Source organism: Pseudonocardia parietis (assembly GCF_017876315.1).
Taxonomy (GTDB): Bacteria; Actinomycetota; Actinomycetes; order Mycobacteriales; family Pseudonocardiaceae; genus Pseudonocardia; species Pseudonocardia parietis.
Genome location: NZ_JAGINU010000001.1, coordinates 2670496 through 2695043 on the forward strand (window position 1 = coordinate 2670496; position 24548 = coordinate 2695043).

23 protein-coding genes and 3 pseudogenes are annotated in these 24548 nt (G+C 69.1%); 13 read left to right on the forward strand and 13 right to left on the reverse strand.

The window, feature by feature from the left end:
- Nucleotides 1-177 precede the first annotated feature (177 nt).
- From JOF36_RS12640 to JOF36_RS12655, 4 genes are read right to left on the reverse strand one after another with little or no spacing between them, the layout of a single operon-like run.
- The gene (locus tag JOF36_RS12640; RefSeq protein ID WP_210026953.1) at nt 178-1524 is read right to left on the reverse strand and encodes an alkaline phosphatase family protein; all 1347 of its coding nucleotides are present in this window, start codon (nt 1522-1524) and stop codon (nt 178-180) included.
- A complete protein-coding gene (locus JOF36_RS12645) occupies nt 1521-2075 on the reverse strand; it encodes an adenylyltransferase/cytidyltransferase family protein (protein ID WP_210026954.1) in 555 nt (184 codons plus the stop codon). The genes JOF36_RS12640 and JOF36_RS12645 overlap by 4 nt, the downstream gene beginning before the upstream one ends.
- The gene (gene selD / locus JOF36_RS12650) at nt 2072-3163 is read right to left on the reverse strand and encodes a selenide, water dikinase SelD (protein WP_210026955.1); all 1092 of its coding nucleotides are present in this window, start codon (nt 3161-3163) and stop codon (nt 2072-2074) included. The genes JOF36_RS12645 and selD overlap by 4 nt, the downstream gene beginning before the upstream one ends.
- Entirely contained in the window at nt 3163-4404 is a 1242-nt protein-coding gene (locus JOF36_RS12655; protein WP_307862346.1) for an acyl-CoA dehydrogenase family protein, read from the reverse strand. Before JOF36_RS12655 ends, selD begins: the two co-directional genes overlap by 1 nt.
- A gap of 92 nt (nt 4405-4496) precedes the next feature.
- Between JOF36_RS12655 and JOF36_RS12660 the strand changes: the two genes are divergently transcribed.
- The gene (locus JOF36_RS12660; protein ID WP_210026958.1) at nt 4497-5108 is read left to right on the forward strand and encodes a TetR/AcrR family transcriptional regulator; all 612 of its coding nucleotides are present in this window, start codon (nt 4497-4499) and stop codon (nt 5106-5108) included.
- A gap of 638 nt (nt 5109-5746) precedes the next feature.
- On the opposite strand, the gene JOF36_RS12665 is transcribed toward JOF36_RS12660, so the two are convergent.
- Nucleotides 5747-5938: a helix-turn-helix domain-containing protein gene (locus JOF36_RS12665; RefSeq protein ID WP_210026960.1), complete on the reverse strand. Its 192-nt coding sequence runs from the start codon at nt 5936-5938 to the stop codon at nt 5747-5749.
- A 96-nt stretch (nt 5939-6034) separates the two neighbouring features.
- Nucleotides 6035-6673, reverse strand: a pseudogene (locus JOF36_RS12670) (L-arabinose isomerase family protein); the annotation flags it as partial.
- 146 nt (nt 6674-6819) lie between these two features.
- Between JOF36_RS12670 and JOF36_RS12675 the strand changes: the two are divergent.
- On the forward strand, nt 6820-8553 hold the full coding sequence (locus JOF36_RS12675) for an IS1634 family transposase (protein WP_245350808.1): 1734 nt from the start codon (nt 6820-6822) through the stop codon (nt 8551-8553).
- A gap of 521 nt (nt 8554-9074) precedes the next feature.
- Here JOF36_RS12675 and JOF36_RS41370 read toward each other — a convergent pair.
- Together JOF36_RS41370 and JOF36_RS41600 are read right to left on the reverse strand one after the other, a co-directional pair.
- Nucleotides 9075-10122: pseudogene (locus JOF36_RS41370) on the reverse strand (IS3 family transposase).
- Between the two features lie 71 nt (nt 10123-10193).
- Nucleotides 10194-10598 carry a hypothetical protein gene (locus JOF36_RS41600; protein WP_210026963.1) on the reverse strand — a complete coding sequence of 135 codons (405 nt, stop codon included), beginning with the start codon at nt 10596-10598 and terminating at the stop codon, nt 10194-10196.
- Nucleotides 10599-10681: 83 nt separating this feature from the next.
- On the opposite strand from JOF36_RS41600, the pseudogene JOF36_RS38885 reads away from it, so the two are divergent.
- Nucleotides 10682-10963: pseudogene (locus JOF36_RS38885) on the forward strand (IS701 family transposase); the annotation flags it as partial.
- A gap of 172 nt (nt 10964-11135) precedes the next feature.
- Here JOF36_RS38885 and JOF36_RS12690 read toward each other — a convergent pair.
- A complete protein-coding gene (locus JOF36_RS12690) occupies nt 11136-11987 on the reverse strand; it encodes a transposase (protein ID WP_210026964.1) in 852 nt (283 codons plus the stop codon).
- A gap of 417 nt (nt 11988-12404) precedes the next feature.
- Here JOF36_RS12690 and JOF36_RS12695 point away from each other — a divergent pair, with 417 nt between their 5' ends.
- Together JOF36_RS12695 and JOF36_RS12700 are read left to right on the forward strand one after the other, a co-directional pair.
- On the forward strand, nt 12405-12944 hold the full coding sequence (locus tag JOF36_RS12695) for a hypothetical protein (protein WP_210026965.1): 540 nt from the start codon (nt 12405-12407) through the stop codon (nt 12942-12944).
- Nucleotides 12945-13018: 74 nt separating this feature from the next.
- Nucleotides 13019-13297 carry a hypothetical protein gene (locus JOF36_RS12700; protein ID WP_210026966.1) on the forward strand — a complete coding sequence of 93 codons (279 nt, stop codon included), beginning with the start codon at nt 13019-13021 and terminating at the stop codon, nt 13295-13297.
- Nucleotides 13298-14077: 780 nt separating this feature from the next.
- On the opposite strand, the gene JOF36_RS12705 is transcribed toward JOF36_RS12700, so the two are convergent.
- Together JOF36_RS12705 and JOF36_RS40070 are read right to left on the reverse strand one after the other, a co-directional pair.
- On the reverse strand, nt 14078-15016 hold the full coding sequence (locus JOF36_RS12705) for an NADP-dependent oxidoreductase (RefSeq protein WP_210035487.1): 939 nt from the start codon (nt 15014-15016) through the stop codon (nt 14078-14080).
- 161 nt (nt 15017-15177) lie between these two features.
- The gene (locus JOF36_RS40070; RefSeq protein ID WP_281071314.1) at nt 15178-15300 is read right to left on the reverse strand and encodes a VOC family protein; all 123 of its coding nucleotides are present in this window, start codon (nt 15298-15300) and stop codon (nt 15178-15180) included.
- A 100-nt stretch (nt 15301-15400) separates the two neighbouring features.
- Here JOF36_RS40070 and istA point away from each other — a divergent pair, with 100 nt between their 5' ends.
- Nucleotides 15401-16672, forward strand: coding sequence for an IS21 family transposase (gene istA / locus JOF36_RS12710; RefSeq protein WP_210026967.1), 1272 nt, complete (start codon nt 15401-15403; stop codon nt 16670-16672).
- Nucleotides 16673-17509 carry an IS21-like element helper ATPase IstB gene (gene istB, locus JOF36_RS12715; RefSeq protein WP_245350810.1) on the forward strand — a complete coding sequence of 279 codons (837 nt, stop codon included), beginning with the start codon at nt 16673-16675 and terminating at the stop codon, nt 17507-17509.
- A gap of 21 nt (nt 17510-17530) precedes the next feature.
- On the opposite strand, the gene JOF36_RS41375 is transcribed toward istB, so the two are convergent.
- Both JOF36_RS41375 and JOF36_RS12725 read right to left on the reverse strand, forming a co-directional pair.
- Nucleotides 17531-17860, reverse strand: a complete 330-nt coding sequence (locus JOF36_RS41375) for a VOC family protein (protein WP_210026968.1) — start codon at nt 17858-17860, stop codon at nt 17531-17533.
- Nucleotides 17861-18079: 219 nt separating this feature from the next.
- Nucleotides 18080-18973, reverse strand: coding sequence for a sulfurtransferase (locus JOF36_RS12725; protein ID WP_245350811.1), 894 nt, complete (start codon nt 18971-18973; stop codon nt 18080-18082).
- A 170-nt stretch (nt 18974-19143) separates the two neighbouring features.
- Between JOF36_RS12725 and JOF36_RS12730 the strand changes: the two genes are divergently transcribed.
- From JOF36_RS12730 to nthA, 6 genes are all read left to right on the forward strand, one after another.
- Entirely contained in the window at nt 19144-20580 is a 1437-nt protein-coding gene (locus tag JOF36_RS12730; protein WP_210026969.1) for an ABC transporter substrate-binding protein, read from the forward strand.
- 176 nt (nt 20581-20756) lie between these two features.
- Nucleotides 20757-21104: an ArsR/SmtB family transcription factor gene (locus JOF36_RS12735; protein WP_210026970.1), complete on the forward strand. Its 348-nt coding sequence runs from the start codon at nt 20757-20759 to the stop codon at nt 21102-21104.
- A 390-nt stretch (nt 21105-21494) separates the two neighbouring features.
- A complete protein-coding gene (locus tag JOF36_RS12740; protein ID WP_210026971.1) occupies nt 21495-21686 on the forward strand; it encodes an Asp-tRNA(Asn)/Glu-tRNA(Gln) amidotransferase subunit GatC in 192 nt (63 codons plus the stop codon).
- A 3-nt stretch (nt 21687-21689) separates the two neighbouring features.
- Nucleotides 21690-23081 carry an amidase gene (locus JOF36_RS12745; protein ID WP_210026972.1) on the forward strand — a complete coding sequence of 464 codons (1392 nt, stop codon included), beginning with the start codon at nt 21690-21692 and terminating at the stop codon, nt 23079-23081.
- A gap of 112 nt (nt 23082-23193) precedes the next feature.
- Nucleotides 23194-23874 (forward strand): nitrile hydratase subunit beta, encoded by a 681-nt coding sequence (gene nthB, locus JOF36_RS12750; RefSeq protein ID WP_210026973.1) that lies wholly within the window; start codon nt 23194-23196, stop codon nt 23872-23874.
- A gap of 54 nt (nt 23875-23928) precedes the next feature.
- Nucleotides 23929-24546 (forward strand): nitrile hydratase subunit alpha, encoded by a 618-nt coding sequence (gene nthA, locus JOF36_RS12755; protein WP_210026974.1) that lies wholly within the window; start codon nt 23929-23931, stop codon nt 24544-24546.
- The last annotated feature ends 2 nt before the right edge of the window (nt 24547-24548 follow it).

Consider the following 24548-nt stretch of genomic DNA (forward strand, 5'->3'; position numbering starts at 1 on the left):
CTGCAGGGTGCACAGCCGCCCGGTCCGGGTTCGGGAGGCGGTGTGGCCCTGTGCGGCGAGCCGTTCGGCTGCTGCTGCGGTACCGGAAGCCGATTCGCCCGCGACCCCGTCCCGGCGGCATGCTGCGACGGGCCCGCCCGGCCTGGCTCGCGCCCGGCGGGCTGCCGTCGTGAGCGCTCACGGTGCCTGTCGCAGCGGCATCGGCCGGGGTGTGTCGGCGAGCGCGGGCACCGCCCGGGCGGTGATGCGGTGGCCCATGAACACCGGCCGGTTGGCCTGTCCGAGCAGCAGCGGCAGCAGTTCGGCGGCCCGCACCTGGCCCCACCAGCCCACCTGGCTGGAAAGCTCGCCCCACTCGGTGACGCCGTCGGGTCGCACGGTCGGGCCCGCCACCAGCAGGGGGCTCGGTTCTCCGGCGTGCATCACGCCGTGGGTGGAGGGTGTCGCGTGGTCCCCGGTCACCGCGACCACGGCGCGCTCGGCGATCTCGCCGAGACCGGCCAGGCCGCGGTCGATGGACTGCAGGACGTCGCGTTTGGCGAAGGGTCGCTTGGTGTGGCCGGCCTCGTCGGTGGCCTTCGTGTGGACGTGCACGAACCGGGCCCCGTCCTCGATGAGCCGCTCCGCCGCTTCCAGTCGGCCGGCCATGTCCTTCTCGAGGTCGTCGACCGGGGAGAGGTGGCTCGAGGTCATGTCCAGCGCGGTGACGATGCCCTTGTAGATGCGGGTGCTGGTGACCGCGGCACCGGCGACACCGACCTGGTCGAGGAACGACGGGATGGTTCCTCGCCGGCCGGACCACTTGGTGGTGAGGACGTCGAGCGCGGGCAGGCCGCGGGCCAGGCGGCGCGCGTTGATGTCACTGGCGAGCAGCCAAGCCCGCGCATCGAGCAGCGCGGCGGTGAGGTCCTCGGCGAACGCCGCACCGTCCGGTTCGGTCGGGACCGGGCGCATCCACGGGTGAAAGGTCTCGAACAGCGGGTCGGAGTCGGTGACGGCGCCGCTGTGGTGGGTGGGGGAGGACAGCAGGGCTTCGCCCTTGCCTCCGAGCTGTTGCAGGGTCATGCCGTGTTCGGCGAGGATCGGGGTAAGTCCGGTGAGCAGGGCGGTGATGTCGTCGAGGTCGTCCGGCCGGGCCCTGCCGGTGAGGTGGAGCGTGCTCCCGTTGACGCGCGAGGTGCGTAGGGAGGCGTGGGTGACGGCGATGTCGGGGTCGACGTCGAGGCCGCCGCCGAGGGCTTCGAGGACGGCGCGGCCGGGGAAGGGCACCTCGGCGTAGCCGAACATGGCCCAGTGGGCGAGTTCGGAGGCAGGAGCCCGCCCCCATCCGAACGGGAGGTGCCAGCCGCTCGCGCCGCGACGGGCCAGGGCGTCGAGGTGAGGGGTGTGGGCGGCTTCGGCCGGTGTGCGGCCGTCGAGCTGGGGAATCGGCCGGTCGCCCAGGCCGTCGAGGACGACCAGCACGATCGGTAGCCGGTCGTCGTCGAGTCGGGGTTGGGTCTCGCCGTAGCCCGCAGGCTTCATATCGCCTCCTCGGTCTCGGTCTGGTCCCGGCCGGCGAGGAGTTCTGCAAGCACCGGGACGACGGCGCGCGGAACCAGGTCTGCCCATACCGACTGGTCGGCGTCGAGGCGCGCGCGGATATCGGAGGCCGACAGCCGGGTGGCCGGGTCGCCGTCGAGCACCGTCACCTCGTATCCGGCGTCGGAGAGCCGGCTCGCCTTCTCCCGTTCCCAGGCGCTGTAAGCGCGCACGAGCTGTCGTGCACGGCCAGGGACGTACTCGTACCAGGTCTCGGGTCGGGTCAGGTCGAAGGGCACGATCGAGGCGTGGCGGGACAGGCCTCGTTCCTGCAGCGCGGCCTGCAGCAGACGCAGACGCTCGAAGTAGGTGAACGGGTTGGCCTCGGCGAGGTGGCGGTGCGCGGAGGTCGCCTCCTCGTGCCGGGCTCTGGTGTCGGGGTTGGTGACCGCGACGATGAGGTGCTCGGCCTCGCGCAAGGCGAGTTCGAACAGTTCCAGGTGCTGTCCGTGCACGGGCTGGAAGCGGCCGGTCACGCACGCCAGACGTCTCACTCGTGCCTCCTCCCGATCGGGCCCGGCGCGGCAGTAACACGCCCGGGGGCGCCCTCGACCAGCTCGCCCACCACCGTCGCCGCGGTGTCGCCGCCACGGTGCAGCGTCGCCAGCAGCTCGCCCACCCTGGCCGGCGGGGCGGCGAGCAGCAGCCCACCGGAGGTCTGTGCGTCGGCGAGCAGCAGCTGGCAGATCGAGTCCGCCTCGCCCGGCACGAACCAGCCCGCGTCGAGGGCACCCTGCAGGGTTCGTCGGCTGCCGTCCGGTGCGCATCCGTTCGCGACGAGCCGGGCGACACCGGGTAACAACGGCACCTCGCCCGGCCAGATCCTGGCCTCGAGGCGGCCGGCCGATGTCATCTCGTGCAGGTGCCCGATCAGGCCGTACCCGGTGATGTCGGTGCCCCCGGCCAATCCGCAGGCCACGGCGGCGCGCGAGGCGGCGGCGTTGAGTCGGGTCATCGACTCGACTGCGCCCACCACCTCGGTGTCGGCGGCGCGTCCCAGCTTGACGGCGGTGCCGATGACGCCGACGCCGAGGGGCTTGGTCAGCACCAGTCGGTCACCCGGGTGTCCGCCGCCCTTGTGCAGGATGGCGTCGTGGGCGGCCTCGCCGATGACGGCGAGTCCGTACTTCGGGGCGGGGTCGACGATGCTGTGACCGCCCGCGAGCAGCGCGCCCGCGTCGGCGACCGCTTCTGCGCCGCCACGGAGGACCTCGGCGACCAGCTCGGGGTCGAGGTCCAACGGCCAGCCGAGCAGGTTCAGCGCCAGCAGCGGGCGCCCACCCATCGCGTAGACGTCGGACAGGGCGTTGGTCGCCGCGATCCGTCCCCACTGGTACGGGTCGTCCACGACCGGGGTCAGGAAGTCGCAGGTCACCACCAGCGACCGGCCGTGCCACCCGGGCAGGTCGAAGACCGCGGCGTCGTCGGCGGGGTCGAGACCGACCCGTAGGCGAGCGTCGGTCCCGCCGGTCGCAGCGCCGGTACGCAGCGAGCCCAGTACGTCGTCGAGCAGTTGCTGGGGCAGCTTGCACGCGCAGCCACCACCCGGCGAGAACTGCGTGAGCGGAACTGACACGGCCATCACGCCGCCTTGGTCTTGAGCAGACCGCGGGCGATGGCGTTGCGCTGGATCTCCGAGGTGCCGGCCGGGATCCGCAGGTTGCGCGCCACCCGGAACAGCTTCTCCTCGGGCGAGTCCTGGACGAGCCCCACCGCGCCACGGACCTGGATGGCGTTGTCGGCGACCCGGAAGAACGCCTCGTCGTTGATGACCTTGACCAGGCTGATCAGCCGGGGAGCCCCGGGGTGCAGCGGCATTCCGTACGGGTCGAGGTCGTCGAGCTGGGCCTGGGCGACCAGCGAGGTCGAGCGGGCCTGATAGATGTCGGCGTCGATGTCGGCGAGCATGTGCTGCACGGCCTGCTGGGCGGCGATCGGCTTCCCGCCGACCTCGCGTTGCTGGGCGTAGTCGACGGCACGCTGAAGCAGCCACGCGCCCCAGCCGGCGCACATCCCACCGCGACAGAGCCGACGCCAGTTGATCCACGACATCGCCAGGCCGAAGCCGTCGCCGATCTCGCCGACGACGTTCTCGGCCGGCACCCGCACATCACGGAACTCCAGTGTGCCGGTCAGTCCGTCGGCCATCGTGGTCGGCAGATCGGCCCCGCGACTCACCCCGGGCGCGTTGGCGTCGATCAGGAACATCGACAACGACCGGGTGCCGGCGCCCGGGTCGGTGACCGCCACGACCTGCAAGACGTCGGCGAAGTGCGAGTTGGTGATCCAGCCCTTCGACCCGTTGATGATCCAGTCGGCGCCGTCGCGGCTCGCGCGGGTGGCCATCCGCAGCACGTCCGAGCCGGCGCCGAGCTCGGTGTTGCAGAACGCCGCAGTGATCTCCCCGGTCATCAGCGGCGCCAGGTACTGCTCGCGCATCGCCGGAGAGCAGTGCTCGATCGCGGGGTTCGGCCCCTCGGTCCAGGCCAGTGCCGCAAGACCCAGTCCCAGGCCGGAGTGGCGGTAGACGAACTCCTCGACGTGGTGCATCTCGACCCGGCTGAACCCGCCGCCCCCGGCCGCGGTGCCGGAGTGCGGGGCGTAGAGCCCCAGGGCGCCCGAGCGCCGCTGGACCTCGCGGCGCGCCTCCCACACCGCCGGATGCATGCGGCGGTGATCATCGAACTTCGGGCCGCTCGCGGTGCCGGCGCCCTGCCGGGCCAGCTCCTTCTCCAGCTCGGCGACGTCGGTATCGAGGAACGTGCGGAAGCGCTCGGTGTAGGCGATGACCCGCTCGCCCGGAGCGATGTCTGCGACGGCCACAGTGACCCACCCCCGGTGGTTGAACATTGTTCGTTTGGATGAACGTTGTGCGGACTGTAGCGTCGCGGCCATCTACAGGAAAGGCGGAACGGATGCCGGAGGGCGCACGCGCAGCACGCGCCGATGCTGTGGCCGAGGCCAAGCGGGCACTGATCCTTGAGGCCGCGCTACGTGTGTTCGCCCGTGATGGGCTGCGCGACGCGAGCATCCGGGCGATCGCCAAGGAGGCCGGATACGCCACCGGGGCGATCTACGGCTACTTCCCGAGCAAGGAACACCTCTACGCCGCAGCTCTGCACGAGTCCCTGCAACGGTTGCGGGCCGAGACCGAGACCGCAGCGGCCGGCATCGACGGGGCGGCTCAGCGCTACGTCGCCGCCGGCTTGGCGTTCTTCGACTTCTACGACGCCAACCCTCGTGATCTCGACATGGGATTCTACCTGTTCGCTGGGGGAATGGCCCCCCGAGGACTGGGCGACGAGGAGGTCGACCATGAGCTCAACGCCGCCTTGTTGGCCACGCTGGAGCCGGTCCGCGGTGCTGCCGAAGAGCTCGTCGGCGCCGAGGAGGCGAATCGGCTCACCGCAGAGGCGTTCGCCCACGCCTCTGGCCTTCTCCTGCTGCGGCACACACACCGGCTGAACCTCTTCGGTCTCGAAGCACGGCAACTGATGGAACGCTTCCTCACCGGGCAGATCACCTGACCGGACTGCTACACGGCCACGGAATCCCGGTACGGCCCTCGGCCGCGGGCTCCGGCACGACGGCCCGCAGGGAACGGACACCGGAGGTCAGCGGTGCCCGACCGCTGCAAGGCCGGTCAGGTGTAGGTGTGGAACCTCCGACCCTCCTTCATGCCCAGCAGGAGCCTGACCCGCTTACTCGGACACCCGTTCTGTGCGATCATCGCCCGAGAAGGGAGTTCCTCAGAAAGCCTGCACCTCGCCCTCCGGAGTTCCGCCGCCGCGCAGTCGGCTCGCCCGTACCGTGAGCAGCCGGTCGCCCAGATCGCGACGGATCCGGGGATCGGCGAGTCGTGCCTGCGACGCTGATCCTGGAGCGGCCTCGGCGTACTTCGCGCGGGAGAACGTCCGCCCACAATGCTCGTCCCGCTGGTCGGTGAACCGGCCGCTGACGGCTTCGCCGTCGCGGTGACCTGCAGGATTCCGGGTGTGTCCCGTTCCGGGTTCTACGACAGTCCAGGAGTCCTGTCGGTGGGGTCGTAGGCCGAACGCCCGCCAGCTCCTCGACCCGCTGGTCCGGGACATGCCCAGCTCGGCGGCCGTCGACCGGGTCGACCAGCGCGTGGCGTCTTTCGGTGTGGTCTCCAGCGTTCGGGTGATCACCGCCTCGACCTGCCCATCGGCGACGGTCCGCGGGCGGCCGGGCGTGGCTCGTCGAGCAGGCCTTCCAGGTCCTGGTCGAGGAACCGGGCCCGCCACCGGCGCGCGGTCGCGACCTGGATGTCGAGCTTGCGAGCCACTGCGCTGTTGCCGTGCCGGTCGGCGGCGGCCGGCACGATCCTCGATCGCACGGCCGACGTGTTGGCCGAGGTGGCCCGTTTCGATCACGCGGTCAGCCGGGTGCGCTGCTCATCGGTCAGAGCCACTGCGCCCGCAGCCGGTGATGCTCACAACGCCCCGGCCAGCCGGTGGTAGGCCTGGTTCCAGCGCAGCTCGCGCCTGAACCGGCGCGGCGTCGTGCCCTCGTCGATCACCAGTAGCTCGGTGCGCGCGAGCTCGGCCAGGTCGGCGACCTCCTCGGTGCTCAGGGCCGTGGACAGCACGGTGTGGTGCGGAGCGCCGGCCATGATCCACGCTTCGGAGGAGGTAAGGAGGTCGGGGCAGGGCTCCCACAGGGCGCGGGCGACGGGCAGGTTCGGCAGTGGTTCGTCGGCCTCGACGACGTCGATCTCGTTGAGCACCAGCCGGAAGCGGTCGCCCATGTCCGACATCCCGACGACGATGCCGGGGCCGGGAGCGGCGTCGAACACCATGCGGACGGGGTCCTCCCGGCCGCCGATGCCGAGCGGGTGGATCTCGATCCTCGGGGTTCCGGCAGCGATCGACGGACAGATCTCCAGCATGTGCGCACCCAGTACGCGGGGGGTGCCGGGGCCGAGGTGGTAGGTGTAGTCGTCCATGAACGAGGTGCCGCCGGACAGGCCCTGCGACGCCACCTTGAGCGTGCGCAGCAGCATGGCCGTCTTCCAATCGCCCTCGCCCGCGAAGCCGTAACCGTCGGCCATCAGCCGCTGCACCTGCGTTCCGCAGCTGATGGTGGATCCTGGGACACGTCTGGGCGGTGTGGGCAGGTCAGCGGCCCGCGCCTAGTGTTCGACCGCGTGAACGCCTAGTACACGAATCGTCCCGTGTAGGTTGATTGACGTGGCTGGATGTCGATAGGCTCTGGGACATGTTCTTGCGGGAGGTGAAGCGGCAGAACCGCAACGGGACCCGGGTGTCCTACCTGCAACTGGTCCACAACGACTGGGACCCCGCCGCCCGCGCCGCTCGCACCAAGATCCTCTACAGCTTCGGGCGGACCGATCAGGTCGACACCGCGGCGATCGAGCGGCTGATCGTGTCGCTGTCACGGCTGCTCGACCCGGCAGCGGCGCTCAAGGCCACCGCCGGTTCGGATCTGAGCTTGCTCGGCTCGCGCCCGCTGGGCGGCACGGATGTCCTCGACGGGCTGTGGCGCCGGCTGGGCATCGACACGGTGCTCAACAGGTTGCTGGCCAAGCGGCGGGGCAGCGCGCCGTTCGAGCGGGTGCTGTTCGGGCTGGTCGCCAATCGGGCCCTGGCGCCGTCGTCGAAGCTGGCCGCCGCGGACTGGATCTCGAACGATGTGCACATCGACGGCCTGCCCGAGACCTCCGACGATGTCTGCTACCGGGCGATGGACTGGCTCCACGACGTGCGCGAACACCTGGAGCGCGAGGTGTTTGCCCAGGTCGCGAACCTGCTCAACCTCGAGGTCGACCTGCTGTTCTTCGATACCACCTCCACCTACTTCGAGCTGGAGGATCCCGACACACCGGTGGACCGCGACGAACACGGGCAGGTCGTGGCCGGCCGGGACGGCAAGGACGGTCAGGACGGTCAGGACGGCACCGACGACGAGCAGAGCGCGGCCGGGTTCCGGACTTACGGCAAGTCGAAGGACTCCCGCGACGACCTGCCCCAGATCGTGATCGGGATGGCGGTGACCCGCGAGGGGATCCCGGTGCGGGTGTGGTGCTGGCCGGGCAACACCGCCGACTCGAAACTGATCCGCCAGGTCCGCGACGACATGCGGGACTGGACCCTGTCCAAGATCGTGTGGGTCGCCGACCGCGGCTTCTCCTCACAAGCCAACCGCCGCTACCTACGTCGCGGCGAGCACACCTACATCATCGGCGAGAAGCTCCGCTCGGACAGCCCGGAGATCAAGACCGCCCTGTCGCGGCAGGGCCGCTACACCACCATCGGCGAGAACATGCGGGTCAAGGAGGTGAAGGTCTCCGACAGCGAGCGGTTCGTGATCTGCCACAACCCCGAGGCCGCCGAGCGCGACGCCCACATCCGCGATCAGCTCGTCGCCCAACTCGACGAGCTCATCGCCGGATCCGACAAGCTCCCGACGATGAAACGCGGCGAGCTGCGCGGGAAGATCTCGACCAAGCCCGGCCTGAACCGCTACCTGCGCCTCACCCCCGGCGGGCTGCTGCGCATCGACAAGGCGAAGATCAAGACCGAGGCCAACCTGGACGGCAAGTACCTGCTGCGCTGCTCGGACCCACACCTGAGCGCCACCGACATCGCGCTGGGCTACAAGCAACTCCTCGAAGTCGAACGCGGCTGGCGTGACATGAAACAGATCCTCGACCTGCGCCCGGTCTATCACCGCCTCGAAGAACGCATCCGCGCCCACGTCATGCTCTGCTGGCTCGCGCTACTGCTCATCCGCATCGCCGAGACCACCACCGGCCAGACCTGGCACCACATCCGCCGCGACCTCGACCGACTCCACGCCGTCACCTTCACCGGCCCCACCGGGACATTCCGCCAGCGCACCGACCCCACCAAGCCCCAGACCGACCTCTACGCCCGACTCGACCTCTCCCTCCCCAAGAAGATCATCGAGATCACCCCCGCAGGTCGCTGACCAGGCACAACGCCGCCGCCTAGTAACACACGCGCTGCGCGTCCTCGCTCTCATTTCCGCAGGTCAAGACCGCAATCCGCGTACTAGACGCTCACCTCGGCTGCGGAACGCAGGCTGCACGGCCAGACCGGGGAGCTGGTGCAGCGCCCTGCGCGACCCCTTACCCGCAGCTTCCTGACCACCGCCCCGCACGGGCCGACCGGAGACCACAGTGGAAGAGTCGGACGGACCGGCGGCTCAACCACGCCCTACCCTCGCCCCTCGCCCAGCACGATCGACTATCGCCCATCAGACCTGGAGACGGTGGATCCAGGCTCAGCGCAGCGACACGACCGCCGCCGCCGGGCCGGTTACACCCTCGGCTGCACTCCATTTCCGGAAGGGCCGAGATACCGGGCAGATCCGGTCGGGCCTGCCGGTGGCCGACGCGGACGCCGAGGCGATCCTACGCAATCTCGACTATTCGGAGGATGAGGTGGCACGATACCTGTCAAGATCGTTTGGGCAAGTTCTTCGCTGGATTAGTTGGTCGGGCCGGGCGTCGCCTCCTTCTCGGTGGGTGGGTTGATCCAGACCGTGCCGGGCAGCTTCGGGGGCTGCGGGGTGCCGTGGACGAACCGCTCCGGGTGCGCGGCGTGGGCGTCGGCGAGGACCGTGCCGCGGTGGCGGCGGATCTGCGGCGCGGTTCCGAAGTGGACCGATGCCGGGGTGTGCAGCCCGACGCCGGAGTGGCGATGATCATGGTTGTACCAGGTGAAGAACTCGCCGCAGAATTCGCGCGCGTGCTCGATCGAGTCGAACCGCTCGGGGAAGGCCGGCCGGTACTTCAGCGTCTTGAACTGGGACTCGCTGTAGGGGTTGTCGTTGGAGGTCTTCGGCCGCGAGTGCGACCGGCTGACCTGCAGGTCCGACAGCAGTTCGGCGACGCTCTTGCTCTTCATCGGGCCGCCGCGATCGGCGTGCACGGTCAACGTGTCCGGGTCGATGTCGTGGTTACCGATCGTGGCGTCCAAGAACCGGTGCGCCAGGTCGGCGTCCTCGGTGGCCGCGACCATCCAACCGGGGGTGTAGCGGCTGTAGATGTCGATGAGCACGTACAGGCAGAACCAGACACCCCGGGCCGGACCAGCCAGTTTCGTGATGTCCCACGTCCAGACCCGGTTCGGGCCGGTGGCCACGAGCTCGGGTTTCACCCGGGGCGGGTGGGTGGCCTGGCGGCGACGCTCGCGGACCTCGCCGTGCTCACGAAGGATGCGATACATCGTCGAGATCGAGCAGTAGTACTCGCCGTCGTCGAGCAGCTTCGCATACACCGTGGCCGGCGCCTCGTCGACGTAGGCCTCGCTGTTGAGCAGCTCGCGCACCCGTACTCGTTCCTCCGGCGAGAGCGCCCGCGGCTGAATCCGCTCGCGGTGCGGCTTGGGCGCCGGCCGCGGCGGGGCCGGCCGGGCTGATCCGGTGCTGGTGGTAGTAGCTCGACCGCGGCACCCCCGTCGCCCGGCAGGCCCCCGCGCGCCCGATCAGCTCGCTCAGCTGCTCACACGCCGCCCGCTGCGCCCGGGCGAACACGTGCACACCGGCGTCTTCGCCCGTGGCACCGGGCTCGGTGTCGGTCGAGGGCTCAGCGTCGGGAAGGGTGGTCACCGCGGCTCGCCGCCGTCCCGCTCGGGGCTGCTGGTGGCGAGCTGATCCAGCAGCGCGGAGAGCTTTCCCTGCACCTCGATCACCGACCGAGCCGTGGCTAGGTCCGTCTCGAGCTTGTCCTTCTCAGCCCGCAGCCGCGCGAGCTCCCGATCGCGCGGGTCGGCCTTCGGCCGCCCGACCGGACGCTGCAACGCCTCCGCCGCGCCCGTGTCACGCTGCTTGCGCCACACCGAGATCAACTGGGTGTACAGACCCTCCCGGCGCAGCAGAGCACCCTTGCCCTCCTTGTCGAGCTGCTCGTACTCGGCCAAGACCCGCTGCTTGTACGCCGCGCTATAGCGCTGCGGCGGCCGGTACGCCCGCACCTCCGGGTCCGGCTCTCCCTCAGGTCGTTCAGTCACGAGGGACACGATCTCCTTCACACGCCCTCAAACCAACAGTTTCGAGTAGATCATCTGCCCATGATCAGCTTGACAGAGAGGGACTCGCCCGGCGGAGCCTGACCGACCCCACCGACATCGCCTACTACCTGTGCTCGGCACCGGCCCGGACCCCACTGCGCGAGCTGGCGCGTATCGCCGGGACCCGGTGGGCGATCGAGGAAACCTTCCAGACCGCCAAAGGCGAGGTCGGCCTGGATCACTACCAGGTCCGCCGCTACGACGGCTGGTACCGCCACATCACCCTGGCCATGCTCGCCCACGCCTTCCTCACCGTCACCCGCGCCGCCGCCCAAAAAAACGATCACGACCGGCCGCAGAGCTGATACCACTCACCCTGCCCGAGATCCGCCGCCTACTCGCCGGGCTGATCTGGACCCCCACACCCTGCTTGACCCGTGTCCTGAGCTGGTCACGATGGCGACGACGCCATCAAGCCCGAGCACGACGCTGCCACTACAACGCCCGCTCCCAAGCGCCATAACTGTGACTGTAGTACTAGGCGGTGGCGACCGCACGGGGTGTAGCGGCGGGTGTCGGTCGTGGTGGTGTGGGCCAAGCCCACCGCGTATCGGGCTGGGCCAGGGCGAAGTTTGGGCCGTGTCGCGGCGGGCGCCCGGTCACCCGGACCGGGCGCAGTGTGCGCGGCCCGCGCAGGACTCGATCGGAGCGGATCCGGCCCAGTAGCTCGACCGGTAGATCGGCGAGCACGTGAGCGAGGCGGGTGATGTCGTAGCCGGCGTCGGTGACGATCAGGATCGGGAGGTCCCCGGGCTGCCACTGCCCGGCGGTGGTGAGGCGTTCGACGAGTGCGCGTAGCTGGGCGGCAGTGGCCGCGGTGGCGTCGTCGTCGGGCCCGAGCCGGACCACGTCCAACAGCGCTGTCCAGGAGCTGCGGCCCGGTTCGAGGGCGGCGGCGAACGAGTACGGCCAGCCCGGGATCATCTGGGCGTTGCCCTTCCCGCGGCCGTAGACGTGACAGAACAGCCGATCAGCGCTGGTCGGGGCGTCGGAACGCAGCCACGGTGACACATCCACGGCCAGCACGAGCCGCCCGTCGGCGGCTCGGGGCAGCGGGAGCGCGGTCAGTGCCCGGCGCAGCCGCGCCGGTTCGAGTGCGCCGCAGGCCAGTGCGTCATACATCGCGCCGTGTCCCCGCCGGTGCTCGGCGACCAGGGTCAGCTCGACCAGTGAGTGGACCGGGCCGTCGGCGCACAGCACGGCGTCGGTGAGCTCGAACAGTGCATCCGCCCGCACCGTGCACGCTCGGTAGAGCTCCCACCGGAGCCGGCCGAGTTCACCGTGGCCGAGCCGGGTGTCACCCGCGCCGGTGTCGGGCCGATCGGTCACACTGTTCACCGCGGCCATCGCTTTCGTCTTCGAGCTCTGTGGAAGGAACCCGAGGATCAAGCGGTGGCCGCACCCATGTCCGGTCGACACGCCGTACGACCTGCATCAACTCGACGACAGCAGTATGCCGAGGTTAAAGAGCAAGCTGAGGTGTCGAGGTCGCTCAAGGCCGCTCGGGCCAAGAATCGGGTTGGAACGCCTGAGGCGTGGCCTGGCGGCCCGGTGGCGTAGCACGGCCACACTCGCCGTCCAGGGCGCTCCGCTGGCGCTACGCGTCGCTGCGCGACCGGCCTGCGGCCGGCCCTGGACGGCGAGCCTCGGTGGCCGTGCTGGGTCGCCTTGCGGCGGCGGGGTACAGCGCCCCGCCACCCCAAGGGGGGCCCGGGCCGTCAGGCCCGCTTCGATCGGGAGGCCAGCATGAACGCCAGCGAGCACACCACCAGCACGGCCGCTGCTGCGACCACGAGCCAGGACGGGACCGGAGACGGTCCGGGAGCGTTCGCGCAGGTTGCGGGCTTCTCGGTACGGGTGGCGGGCCGGGTGGCGACGCGGGTGGATCTGCAGTTCGCCGGGACCGAGCAGCGTCAGCTCGGGTTGTCGCTGGGCACGGTGCTGTTCTATCTGCGGAGCCACTACACCGCCGAGATGGTCGCCCGCGGCTGGGCCGCAGCGACCCCACTGGCCGCGTCGCTGCCGGGGGTGTTGGTGGGCCGCCGCGCCGGAGTGCTGACGACGGGCCCGTGGACGGTGGCGGCGATGGTGCAACTCGGAGGTGCCCCGCGGGTGACGGGTGGGTTGGTCGAGGCGCGGGCAGGATCAGAGGTGCCGCGGGTGCTGCGGCTCCGCGTCGGGCCGGTCGCGTTCGACCTGTGTGATGCCGCCTCCTTCACCGCCACGCTCGCCGGGTGGCGGCAGGCCGCGAACCTGCTCGCGACCGACGGCTCGGACCTCGACTGAGGGCGCCCGGCCCTGTGGATGAGTGGGGTCCGGCCGCTGGCGCGGCCGGGCCCTGCTGGGTCATGGTGGCCGGTATGGGAATGGTGGGGTGGCGGGTCGGGGTGCTGCGGCCTGACGCGGAGAACGTCGACTGGACCGGCCGCGGAGTCGCGCCTAGTTGGTCGGTCGCACGAAGGGGCGCGCTGGACGAGTTGCATCTGCTGATCGCGGGGGAGGGGCAGCGTCTGGAGTTCCGGGTCGAGGTCGACGGGCTTCCGGCGGTCGTGTTCCCGGCCTTGCGCGACGATGGCAGTGTGGACCTGTCCGGGCTCGACGATGTCGTCCCGGTCGAGCGGTACGAGTCCCTGCAGTAGTCGATAGACAGATGCGCCAGCCTCGGCGGTGCCGGTGATCATGCGTGCTCAAGGCCGCATGACCGAGCCCAGAGATCGACGCCGCTGGCGACTCCTCGATACGATGACGCTCCGTCACGGCGACGGGGCGACGGCCGTAGCTGACGAACGAGATGGCGCGGCCGTGGAGTCATTCGTGGTGCGAACTGGCGGTGAACCAAGTGACAAGAGGCGGGTATGTCAGCCAGCGGCAGAACCAGAGTCGCAGGTGGAGGCGTCGTGCGGTGTCGCCCACGCGCTTTACACCCGAGCGGTCGCAGGTTCGAACCCTGCCGCGCCCACCAGTCTGACCAGCATTGATCGTGATCGTATGATCGTTTGCGGTCGTGCATGACACGAGTTGTGACGCGGGCCCGTCGTATCCCCGCGTCATGACACGGGTGAAGGCCGTCCGCCGGAGGTAGCACGGCGCGATCGACGAGCTACCCAGCGAGGGCGCTGCGCGTCCGCGTGTACGGCAGTCAGGAGGAGCCCGGGCCGCGTCAGGAAGCCCGCGCAGACACGCCCACCCGGCTCCCGCAACCGACACGCCGCGGCCGGCTACGACGGCGGCAAGGCCGTCAACGCGAGCGCAACCATCACCGCACGGCGACAACGCACAGGTTGAAGATCAAACTTTACTGGTGGTCGTCCGGCGTGGCGCTCCTGGTAGACGGGGCAGGTCGCCATGAGGCTGCGCAGCCGAGGACCGGCGCGGTCTGGGGCGCCCGGCCCACCCGAGCCTGGCTCACCAGGAGCGCACTAGGAGACGGTCAGGACGAGTTTGCCGACGGTGCGGCCCTTCTCTCCGTATCGGTGCGCGTCCGCCGCGTCCTTGAGCGGGAACGTGCGATCGACATGTACGCGCAAGGATCCGGCCTCCACGAGCTCGACCAGGGAACGCAGTCCCACCGGATCCGGCTCGACGAGCATCCACGTGACCTGCACGCCGTCGCGTCGGGGGAGCAGCGTCGAGTCGAAGCCGGGCGGCGGGATGACGGACACGAGCATGCCGCCCGGCCGCAGGCACGCGAGGGAGCGTTCACGGGTGTCCCCGCCGAGGGTGTCCAGGACGACATCGATGTTGGTCACGAGCTCGTCGATCGGCCCTGCGGTGTAGTCCACGGGTTCGTCGACCCCGAGTTCGCGCAGGTAGTCGTGCTTGCCCGCGCTCGCGGTTCCGACCACGACGGCGCCGTGTGCCTTGGCGATCTGGACGGCGAGGTGCCCGACGCCACCGACCGCGGCGTGCACGAGGACGCGCTGGCCGGGCCGCACCTGCGCGGTGTCGACGAGCGCCTGCCATGCGGTGAGGCCCGAGAGGGGCAGCGCGGCGGCATGGAGGAGGTCCATTCCCTGCGGAACGCGGACGAGGTGTCGTGCCGGAGCTGTGAGGTACTCGGCGTAGGCGCCGGCCGGATGCGGGAAACGCGGGAGCCCGAAGACCTGGTCGCCGGGTGAGTGCACCGTGACTCCTGGACCCGTTGCCTCGACCGTGCCGGCGACGTCGAAGCCGACGGTGAAGGGCGGCTTCTCGTCACCGTAGAAGTAGCCTCGGGTCCGGGTCTTCCAGTCGGTGGGATTGACCCCCGCGGCGTGGACCCGGACGAGCACCTCCGCCGGCCCGGGCTCGGGTACCTGCTGTTCGACGAGCCGGAGCACCTCGGGGCCTCCGCGCTCGTCCTGGCTGATGGCCTTCATGGTCGCGCTCATGCGTCCTCGATTCTACGGAGACTCGGCTCCCGGTTGTCATTCTGCTGGGGGCCGGAGCTTCCGGCGTGCTGTTCTGTCGGGCGCTCCGCGGTCTTGAACGGTCGCGTGGGCTATCGGCCGGTGGGCGCGGGCAGGATCGTCGTCGCCCTTCAGCCCGGCCAGGCGAACAGCTCGAGCGCGATATTGTCCGGGTCTCGAAACGACAGCGCCGAGCCCTCTGGTGCATCGACGATCCCTCCATGCGTGATCCCGAGCTCTTCCAATCGCTCCATCCACCGCACGAGCTCGTTTCGGTCCGCGCATGTCGACGACGCGCTGAGACTGACCCTCTAGCGACGGGTTGGGACTGACCCCTCCATCGAGGCTGGAGGGGTGATCACGTTGGAAGAGTGGGCTGAGGTCCGTCGTCTGCACCGCGCCGAGGGCGTGCCGATCAAGGAGATCGTCCGCCGGCTGGGACTGGCGCGAAATACGGTGCGGGCGGCGTTGCGGGCCGACGCGCCGCCCTCGCGGGAGCGTGGACCGCGCGGGTCGTTGGTGGACAAGGTGGAGCCGCAGGTCCGGGCCCTGCTGGCCGAGTATCCGAGGATGCCGGCGACGGTGATCGCCGAGCGGATCGGCTGGACACACTCGTTGACCATCCTCAAGGACCGGGTGCGTGAGCTGCGGCCGTTGTTCGCCCCTCCCGACCCGGCGGACCGGATCGAGTACGCCCCCGGTGAGCTCGCGCAGTGCGACCTGTGGTTCCCGCCGGTCCCGATCCCGGTCGGTGCCAGCGGGGCGCGGGTCCTGCCGGTGTTGGCGATGACCTGCGGCTTCTCCCGGGTGACGGACGCTGTGATGATCCCGTCCCGCAAGGCCGGCGACATCCTGGCCGGGATGTGGGAGATCATCGCAGGGTGGGGCCGCTGTCCCCGCACGCTGGTCTGGGACCGCGAGGCCGCGATCGGCGGCACCGGGCGACCCGGCGTCGAGGCAGCTGCGTTCGCCGGGACGCTCGGGGTGCGGATCAAGCTCACCCCGGCACGGGACCCGGAGTCGAAGGGACTGGTGGAGCGGCGCAACGGCTACTTCGAGACCTCCTTTCTGCCCGGACGCAGCTTCGTCTCGCCGTTCGACTTCAACGCCCAGATCGAGACTTGGTTGACCGAGGTGGCGGGCGCCCGGCACCTGCGCTCGATTGGGACCACCCCCGCCACGCGGTGGCCGATCGACCGGGCCGCGATGGTCGCCCTGCCGCCGGTGGCGCCGCAGGTCGGGCTGACCGGGCGGGTTCGGCTGGCGCGTGACTACTACGTGCGCGTCGACGGCAACGACTACTCGGTCAACCCGGCCGCGATCGGCCGGTTCGTCGACTGGATCGCCACTCCCGCCCTGGTCGCGGTCACCTGCGCCGGGCAGATCGCGGCCACCCACGAGCGGGTCTGGGCCAGCGGCGCCACGGTGACCGATCCCGAGCACCGGGCCACCGCCCGCGCCCTGCGCACTGCGTTCACCGCCGCCCGTGACCGCGCCCGCCATGACACGCGCTCCCACACCGATGGGCACGTCGTGGCCCTGCGCGCGCTGCCGGATTACGACGCGCTCTACGGCGTGAACTTCGACCCCGCACCCGACCCGACCGCCACCGCTGAAGGGCAGTAGATGACCACCCCGAAGACGACCGCGACGACCAGCACGACAGCAGCCACGGAAGCCACGAAGACCGGTGGCGTGAGCACCGAGCTCGGCTCGAAGCTGGCCTACCTGACTCGCGTGTTGAAGACGCCCACGATCGCCCGCGTCTGGGACGACCTCGCCGCCCAGGCCCGCGACCTGAACTGGTCGCACGAGGAGTACCTGACCGCGGTCCTGGAGCGCCAGGTCGCCGACCGTGAGTCCGCCGGCACCACCATGCGCATCCGCACCGCCCACTTCCCGGCCGTGAAAACGCTGGAGGAGTTCAACCTCGACCATCTGCCCTCTCTGCGCCGAGACCTGCTCGCCCATCTGGCGACCGGCACGTTCGTGGCCAAGGCCGAGAACGTGATCCTGCTCGGACCGCCCGGGATCGGGAAGACCCACCTCGCGATCGGGATCGGGGTCAAAGCCACCCAGTCCGGGCACTCGGTGCTCTTCAACACCGCCGGCAACTGGATCACCCGCCTCGCTGCCGCGCACCAGGCCGGGCAGCTGGAGGCCGAGCTACGCAAGATCCGCCGCTACAAGCTGATCATCATCGACGAGGTCGGCTACATCCCCTTCGACCACGACGCGGCGAACCTGTTCTTCCAGCTCATCGCCTCTCGCTACGAACAGGGCTCGGTCATGGTCACCAGCAACCTGCCCTTCGGACGCTGGGGCGAGGTCTTCGGCGACGAGATCGTCGCCGCCGCGATGATCGACCGCCTCGTCCACCACGCCGAGGTCCTCACCCTCTCCGGCGACTCCTACCGCACACGCGCCCGCCGCGAACTCCTCGCCAAAGACCGCGACAACTAGCACGAACCGGGCACACAGGGGTCAATCCCAAACCGTCGCCAGGGGGTCACTTCTAACCCGCCGTTGACACGCGCATCCGAATCCGATGTGATCCAGCCCCGGACGTAGCTCGTCGAACGGTTCCTCGGAGTGCAGCGCGGCAAACCCGTGGAGACTGAGGAGCGTGGCACCGAGCTGGTAGACGACGTGCTGGAATCGGCCGGTGTCTTCATCCATGAGGGGATCGCGCCCGAGGAGCTCGGTGTACCAGGCTCTACTCGCGTCAATGTCCGTCACCGTTATCGCGACGTGCGAGATGTCACCGATCTGACTGGGAGTCATTAACCTCTCCGATGTGGCAAGTAGGGACATTTTGGCGTCGGTCCGAAAGTGGGTGGCCTGGACCGATTTCTCCGCGGTTCAGACTCCATCGTCCAGGCTCCCGGTCTCCACGACGCGTGTACCGCGCAATCCGGTTACCAGGTTCTCGACGTTGTGATGGATGCCTGACTCGGCGGTCGCCACGGTCAGTGGCAACCTGTGCCGTTCCCCAGCGCCCCAAGGGTGTGGAGTGCATATCCGACCAGCAGGTCAGCCCACCTCGAGCGGCATCTCGGGGTCAGCGGTCCACTCGGAGAGGGAACCGTCATAGACGGCGACCTCGGCCCCCGTCAGGAGGTATGCGGCGAAGGCGGGCAGGGTCGCCGCGATCCCGCCACCGCAATACGTGACGGCCCGATCGGCGTCCAGTAGCCCGGAACCTTGAAGCTTCTCCGCGAGTCTGTCGCGATCCAGCAGCTTTCCGCTCGCCCGGTCGATCAGCCGGAAATGGGGCACATTCGAGCTGCCGGGGATGCGGCCGCGCCGCGAGTAGGGCGTGACCTCGGATTCGCCACGGAAGGTCGCGGCGTCGAGCGCGCAGACCAGCGTCCCGGCTGAGGAGGACAGCGCAGCTACGTCGATCTTGTCCGCGACCAGCTCGCGACGGAACCGGGCGGTGAAGGTGGTCGCGGGCGGGGCTGCGGCTTCGTCGGTCTCGATGGGATGACCGGCCTCGCGCCAGGCCCGCAGACCGCCGTCGAGCACAGACACCCGGTCGTGGCCGAAGACGCGCAAGAGCCACCAGACCCGAGTCGCCCAGACCATTCCGGCGTTGTCGTAGACGACCACATGCGTGCCGTCGCCGATCCCGAGTGCCCCTGCGGCCGCCGCGAAGGCTTCCGAGGACGGCAGGGTGAATGCAAAGCGGCCCGCTGGGTCCGACAGGTCGGAGGCGAGGTCGGCGAACCGGGCCCCGGGGACATGTCCGGCGAGGAACCCCTCATGGTCGGGGTGGACCGTGTACGGCATGCCATCGGCCGGAGTGGCCAGATGGGTCGTCGCATCGAGGATCACGACGTCGCCCGAGAGGGCAGCCACGGTGTCGGGGTCGAGCAGAGGTGTCACAGGCGTCACAACAGCTGACGCTAACATGTGGATATACATCGACTCAATGCTGCTGCTGGGTCCGCCGTGCTCGCGAGCAGCGGCGCAGACCGACGGTGAAGACGGGCGGCGTCGCTGGACACAGCTGCCGGGCAGCCCGCAGACTGCGGCACTTGCTTCGTCACGACCTCGGCAGTTGGCGAGACGCGTTCTGGATGGTAGGTGCCCGGGTGAGTTCCGTTTCGCTGACCGCAGAGTCGGTCATTGAACTTGCACCGCACGAGGCCTTCGCGCTCTTCGGTCGAGCGGAGGCTGGTACCTGGCTCTTCGACGCTCGGTGCGACTCGGTCGCCGTAGGCGCCCCCATCCGGATGGTCCTCCCGATCGCCGATGCTTCGGACCGGCATCGTGTGGAGCTGCTCGGCAGGGTGTCCGAGGTCCGTCCGGGCCGTCTCATCGTCGTGGAGCACGTGCAGCCATGGCAGGGAAAGATTCGCCTGAGTTTCCAGCCGCACGGGGTTGCCCGGACGCGCGTCCGGGTCCGCGCTGACGTATCCGAGTCGGCGGTCGAGTGGCTCGTCCGGCACCACGGCATCCTGCTGCCTCATTCCGAGGGTGACGCCGATACTCTGCGTATCGGCCTGGTGACCAGCAAATCCGGTCCGCTCGCGGTCTGCATGATCGCCTCCGAGTATCTGGCCCAGCTAGCCGTCGACGACATCAACGACGGCGGCGGCGTACGCGAACGCCAGGTCGAACTCATGGTGGCCGACGATGAATCGATTCCCTCGATCGCGGCGACCGAGGCGCGGCGGCTCCAGCGTGCCGGCTGCCACGCAATCTTCGCGTGCGGGACGAGCGCGAGCTTCGCCGCGATCGACCAGGCCGTCAGTCGGGACGTCCTGGCTGTCCACGCCTCCATGAACGAGCGAGGCAACCACGGTCGGGGCGCGGCCGTCCAGGTGGGTGAGCGTCCCGAGGTGCAGATCGCGGTGATGGCGGACCGGATCAGGAGGACGGCGGGTGCACACGGTTGGTTTCTGGTTGGTGAGCAGTACAGCTGGTCCTACGGCGCGCACCGGGCGGCGCGGCAGCTTCTGCCGAGGTCGAATGGCCGCATCCTGGGGGAGTCGTTCACCCCGCTGGGCACGACGGACTTCTCTCCGATCATTGACGTGATCGAGCGCTCCGGAGCCGACGTCGTGATGTCCTCGCTGGTCGGCGCCGACGAAGTCGAGTTCGAGCGACAGTGTGCTGCGGCCGGGCTCCGGAGCAGGACATGCACGCTCTCGCTGACGATGGAGGAGACTACTCTCGACTACATCGGTCCGGAGTCCGCAGAAGGGATCTGGACCGCGTTGGGCTACCACGAGGCCGCACCGACCGACGGCAACGAGCGTCTCGTGTCGCGCTACCGGCAGCGCTTTGGCCCCTGGGCGCCGCCTGTCTCGACGCTGTCGGAAACCGTCTACGAAGCGATCGTCCAGTACGCAGACGCAGTGCGACGCCGCGGCGAGGCCGGAGAGCCGTTGCCGGTACGGGATTTCATCGCCCACCTGGAAGACGCCGCCGGCGACGGGATCGGCACCCGGAACCTCCTGCGGCCGAGTCTTCAGCTCGCTCGGGTCGAGGCCGGCGCGCGAGTCGTCTTCGACGAGGTCGGCTAGCCGGTCCAGCGTCGACGGCGAGGTCCGGGTGACCCCTGCAGGGGTCCGACCGGTGATCGCGGCGGCATTCGGGGTTGACGGGCCAGGTCGGCCGGAACCGGCGGTGCCGGTAGCCGACCGGAGCGTGTGTTGCAGACATTATGTCGACATCTATCGACGAGTGGTAGGTTGTGTCTGTGAGCGTGAACGAGAATCTCGCCTTCGATGCTCTGTCCGACAGGGTGCGGCGGCAGATCTTGTCCATCCTCGGAGAGGGTGGTGAACTCACCGTCACCGAGATCGCCGAAAGCGTCGACATGGTCGGGCGCAGTACCGTGTCGAGTCACCTGCGCATTCTCCGCACGTCGGGCGTGGTCAACGAGCGCCGTGACGGACGCCGACGCTACTACTCGCTCGACACCGAGGGGTCGGTGCGCGATGCCTTCCTCTTCCTGCAAACGATCCTTCGCGGCGGGGTCCATTTCGACGTTGAAGCAACGAAATCGGCGGATGTAGCGGGCGAGATCCAGCAAGACGTGAGTTGACCTCGATCGGACCCGGGGGAGATGCCGCCGCCGCATTGCGGCGAGGTGTAGCACCGAGCGCGGCATGCGTTTGACAGCGTCCACGATGGAGGCTCGGTAGCCGGGGCGATCGCCGGCCGGTTCTCTCGAATGGCGACGTGCGTCCAATCCGCCCGCAACCTGTGCTGCCTTCGATCTGAGAGGCCCAGGACGACGGCACGTACGGGACGCACATCAACGTCCGTCGATACATGTCCACCTGTTGACGAACAGTGCTACTGTGCGCCCAGTCACTCTGTCTGCCGCCGGTCATGCCGGTCGACGGACGGCTGTGGTGGTTCCGCGCGTCCCGGTCGGGTTCCTCGACCACGTGGTGTCTCGATGGTGAGACGCAGCTTCGAAAGGACACAGATGCAGCGCGCACACATCGATGAGGCAGGACTGGACCACGGGTTGTCCTTCGCCCGTCTGGAGCTCACACCGGAGCGGAAGGCTGCAATGCGCCCGGCGCTCGATCTCCTCGTGGGGTTGATGGACAGCCTGGACACCGTCGACGTCGGCGAGATCCCGCCTGCCGCTGCCTTCGACCCCCGCTGGATGTGAGTGATGAAGCCGTACCAGCTAAGCATCACCGAAGCCGCGCGACACATCGCCTCGCGGGAGCTTTCCCCCGTCGAGCTCACGCGCTCGGTACTCGACCGTATCGAACAGGTTGAGGACCGGGTCAAGGCTTTCGTCGTCGTCACCGCGGAGCAGGCTCTCGAGGCTGCCGCCATCGCCGAGAAGGAGATTGCCGACGGCGGCTACCGCGGGCCCCTGCACGGCATCCCGGTCGGTATCAAGGACCTCTTCGATGTGGCCGGGTTGCCGACGACCGCGAGCTCGCAAGTACGTGCGGACCATAGGGCTACCGATGACTCGGCGTGTGTTCAGCGACTGCGGGACGCGGGTTCGATCCTGGTCGGCAAGACCCACACCCATGAGTTCGCCTACGGCATCATCACGCCCACGACCCGCAATCCGTGGAACGTCGAGCACATCCCGGGTGGCTCGAGTGGAGGCTCGGGTGCGGCCGTCGCCGCCGGTGAGTGCCTCATGGGCATGGGGACCGACACGGGTGGGTCCATCCGCATCCCGGCCGCGCTCTGCGGCACGGTGGGGCTCAAGCCGACCTATGGCCGTGTCTCCCGGCACGGAGTGACGTCACTGTGCTGGTCGCTGGATCACGCGGGCCCGCTGACGCGCACGGTGCGTGACGCAGCGTTGGTGCTGGGTGTCCTCGCCGGCTCCGACCCTCGGGACCCGGCCACCGCCGACGTGGCGGTCCCGGACTACACCGAGGGCATCGATGCCGGAGTCTCCGGTCTCACGGTCGGGGTGCCGAGCAACTACTTCTTCGATGACATCGACCCGCAGGTGGAGGCGCGTGTGCGTGAGGCCGTCTCTGTGCTGGAGGGGAACGGTGCCACCGTGCGTTCGGTCGAGATCCCCTACTCCCAGCAGCTCATGGCAGTCGAGTTCGGGCTGATCATGCCGGAAGCCTCCGCCTACCACCAGGAGATGCTGCGCAGCCGAGGCGACGCCTACCAGGACGACGTCCGTGTCCTGCTGGAGGCCGGCGAACTGATGCTGGCCAGCCAGTACCTCAAGGTGCTGCGGGTCCGTGCCCTTATCAAAGACGGCTTCCGGCGGGCCTTCGAGGGGCTCGATGCCATTGTCTGCCCGACGCTTCCCGCGACCGCGGCCCGTGTCGATCAGCAGGAGTTCGAGTTCCCGCACGGAGTGCGGAAGTCCGTCATGGATGCCTACGTCGGGCACTCCGCTCCGGGCAACATCACCGGATTGCCAGCTCTTTCGGTGCCCTGCGGCTTCGACTCGAACGGTCTACCGGTCGGGCTACAGATCATCGGGCGTCCGTACGAGGAGCAGACGATCCTGCGTCTCGGCCAGGCCTACGAGACCGCAACCGACTGGGTGAGTCAGACTCCCGACCTCTGATCCCGAGCGCAGTCCCGTGCCCGTCCGGCGACCTGATGCGACTCGGGCGAATCGGGTGCTGCTTCAGACAGGTATCCGGCGACCACAGTGAACGAGGGAAGGTGCTTGTGACATGGATGGTGTGCACGATCTGGGTGGTCGGCAGGGCTTCGGCCCGATCAACCCGGAGCAGAACGAACCAGTCTTCCACGCGGACTGGGAACGCAGCGTCCTCACCATGTTCCCCGCGCTGGCAGCTGCGGGTGTCATCAACATCGACAAGTTCCGCTTCGGCATGGAGCAGATTCCACCGGCGGACTATCTGACCACGACCTACTACGAGCACTGGATGCACTCGGCCATTCGATGGGGGACCGAAGCCGGGATTTTCGACCCGGAGGATCTCGAGCGGCGCACCCAGCACTACTACGAGCACCCGAACGAGGCCGTGCCGCAGGCCACGAAGGCCGACCTCACCGAGCTGCTCAAGCAGCTCATCCCGAACGGGATGGACTGCCGCCGTGACATCGACGAGGCGCCCAGGTTCGCCGTCGGCGACCAGGTGCGTGTCCTGGCGCACGCCTCGACCACCCACACACGCCGAGCCGGTTATGTACGTGGCCGAGTCGGCGAAATAGTCGCGACCCACGGTGCCTACGTCTACCCGGACAGCAATGCGCTCGAACTGGGAGAAGATCCCCACCACCTCTACACGGTGCGCTTTACCGCTCGGGAGCTGTGGGGCGACGAGCCCGGCGCGAGGAACACCGTGAACAACATCGACCTGTGGGAGCCCTACCTCGAAGCGGCCTGACTGCGGCCGTTCACGACGTCGTCGCCCGACACACCCGATTCCGAGAAGGAAGACATGTCTACGCACCACGACCACTCGACCATCACTGCCGATGACCGGACTGCAGCCCGTGTGAAAGCCATGGAGGCCATCCTCGTCGAGAAGGGCATCATCGGAACGGACGCGATCGACTACATGTCGTCGGTCTATGAGCACCAGGTCGGCCCACAGCTCGGAGCGAAGATCGTTGCTAGGGCGTGGGTAGACCAGGAGTTCAAGCAGCGGCTGCTGGCAGACGCGACCGAGGCCTGCAAGGAGATGGGTGTCTCCGGCATGCAGGGCGAGGAGATGATCGTTCACGAGAACACCGACAGCGTGCACAACATGGTCGTCTGCACGCTGTGCTCGTGCTACCCGTGGCCCGTGCTCGGCCTACCGCCGAACTGGTACAAGTATCCGGCCTACCGCGCTCGGGCTGCTCGGGACCCGCGCGGTGTGATGGCGGAGTTCGGTCTCGAGCTCGCCGACGACGTCGAGATCCGGATCTGGGACTCCAGCGCCGAGCTGCGGTACTGGATCCTGCCGCAGCGTCCCGCTGGTACCGACGGCTGGTCCGAGGAGCAGCTGGCCGAGTTGGTCACTCGCGACTCGCTGATCGGCGTCGCCGATGTCGCGACCCCGCAGGCGTCCTGATC

What these genes read in the sequence shown, in the direction of transcription:
- JOF36_RS12640 (WP_210026953.1), bottom strand. Translation starts at nt 1,524, where the DNA reads ATGAAGCCTGCGGGCTACGGCGAGACCCAACCCCGACTCGACGACGAC.
- selD (WP_210026955.1), bottom strand. Translation starts at nt 3,163, where the DNA reads ATGGCCGTGTCAGTTCCGCTCACGCAGTTCTCGCCGGGTGGTGGCTGC.
- JOF36_RS12660 (WP_210026958.1), top strand. Translation starts at nt 4,497, where the DNA reads ATGCCGGAGGGCGCACGCGCAGCACGCGCCGATGCTGTGGCCGAGGCC.
- JOF36_RS12675 (WP_245350808.1), top strand. Translation starts at nt 6,820, where the DNA reads ATGTTCTTGCGGGAGGTGAAGCGGCAGAACCGCAACGGGACCCGGGTG.
- JOF36_RS12695 (WP_210026965.1), top strand. Translation starts at nt 12,405, where the DNA reads ATGAACGCCAGCGAGCACACCACCAGCACGGCCGCTGCTGCGACCACG.
- JOF36_RS12700 (WP_210026966.1), top strand. Translation starts at nt 13,019, where the DNA reads ATGGGAATGGTGGGGTGGCGGGTCGGGGTGCTGCGGCCTGACGCGGAG.
- JOF36_RS12705 (WP_210035487.1), bottom strand. Translation starts at nt 15,016, where the DNA reads ATGAAGGCCATCAGCCAGGACGAGCGCGGAGGCCCCGAGGTGCTCCGG.
- JOF36_RS40070 (WP_281071314.1), bottom strand. Translation starts at nt 15,300, where the DNA reads ATGGAGCGATTGGAAGAGCTCGGGATCACGCATGGAGGGATCGTCGAT.
- istB (WP_245350810.1), top strand. Translation starts at nt 16,673, where the DNA reads ATGACCACCCCGAAGACGACCGCGACGACCAGCACGACAGCAGCCACG.
- JOF36_RS41375 (WP_210026968.1), bottom strand. Translation starts at nt 17,860, where the DNA reads ATGTCCCTACTTGCCACATCGGAGAGGTTAATGACTCCCAGTCAGATC.
- JOF36_RS12725 (WP_245350811.1), bottom strand. Translation starts at nt 18,973, where the DNA reads ATGTATATCCACATGTTAGCGTCAGCTGTTGTGACGCCTGTGACACCT.
- JOF36_RS12740 (WP_210026971.1), top strand. Translation starts at nt 21,495, where the DNA reads ATGCAGCGCGCACACATCGATGAGGCAGGACTGGACCACGGGTTGTCC.
- JOF36_RS12745 (WP_210026972.1), top strand. Translation starts at nt 21,690, where the DNA reads ATGAAGCCGTACCAGCTAAGCATCACCGAAGCCGCGCGACACATCGCC.
- nthB (WP_210026973.1), top strand. Translation starts at nt 23,194, where the DNA reads ATGGATGGTGTGCACGATCTGGGTGGTCGGCAGGGCTTCGGCCCGATC.
- nthA (WP_210026974.1), top strand. Translation starts at nt 23,929, where the DNA reads ATGTCTACGCACCACGACCACTCGACCATCACTGCCGATGACCGGACT.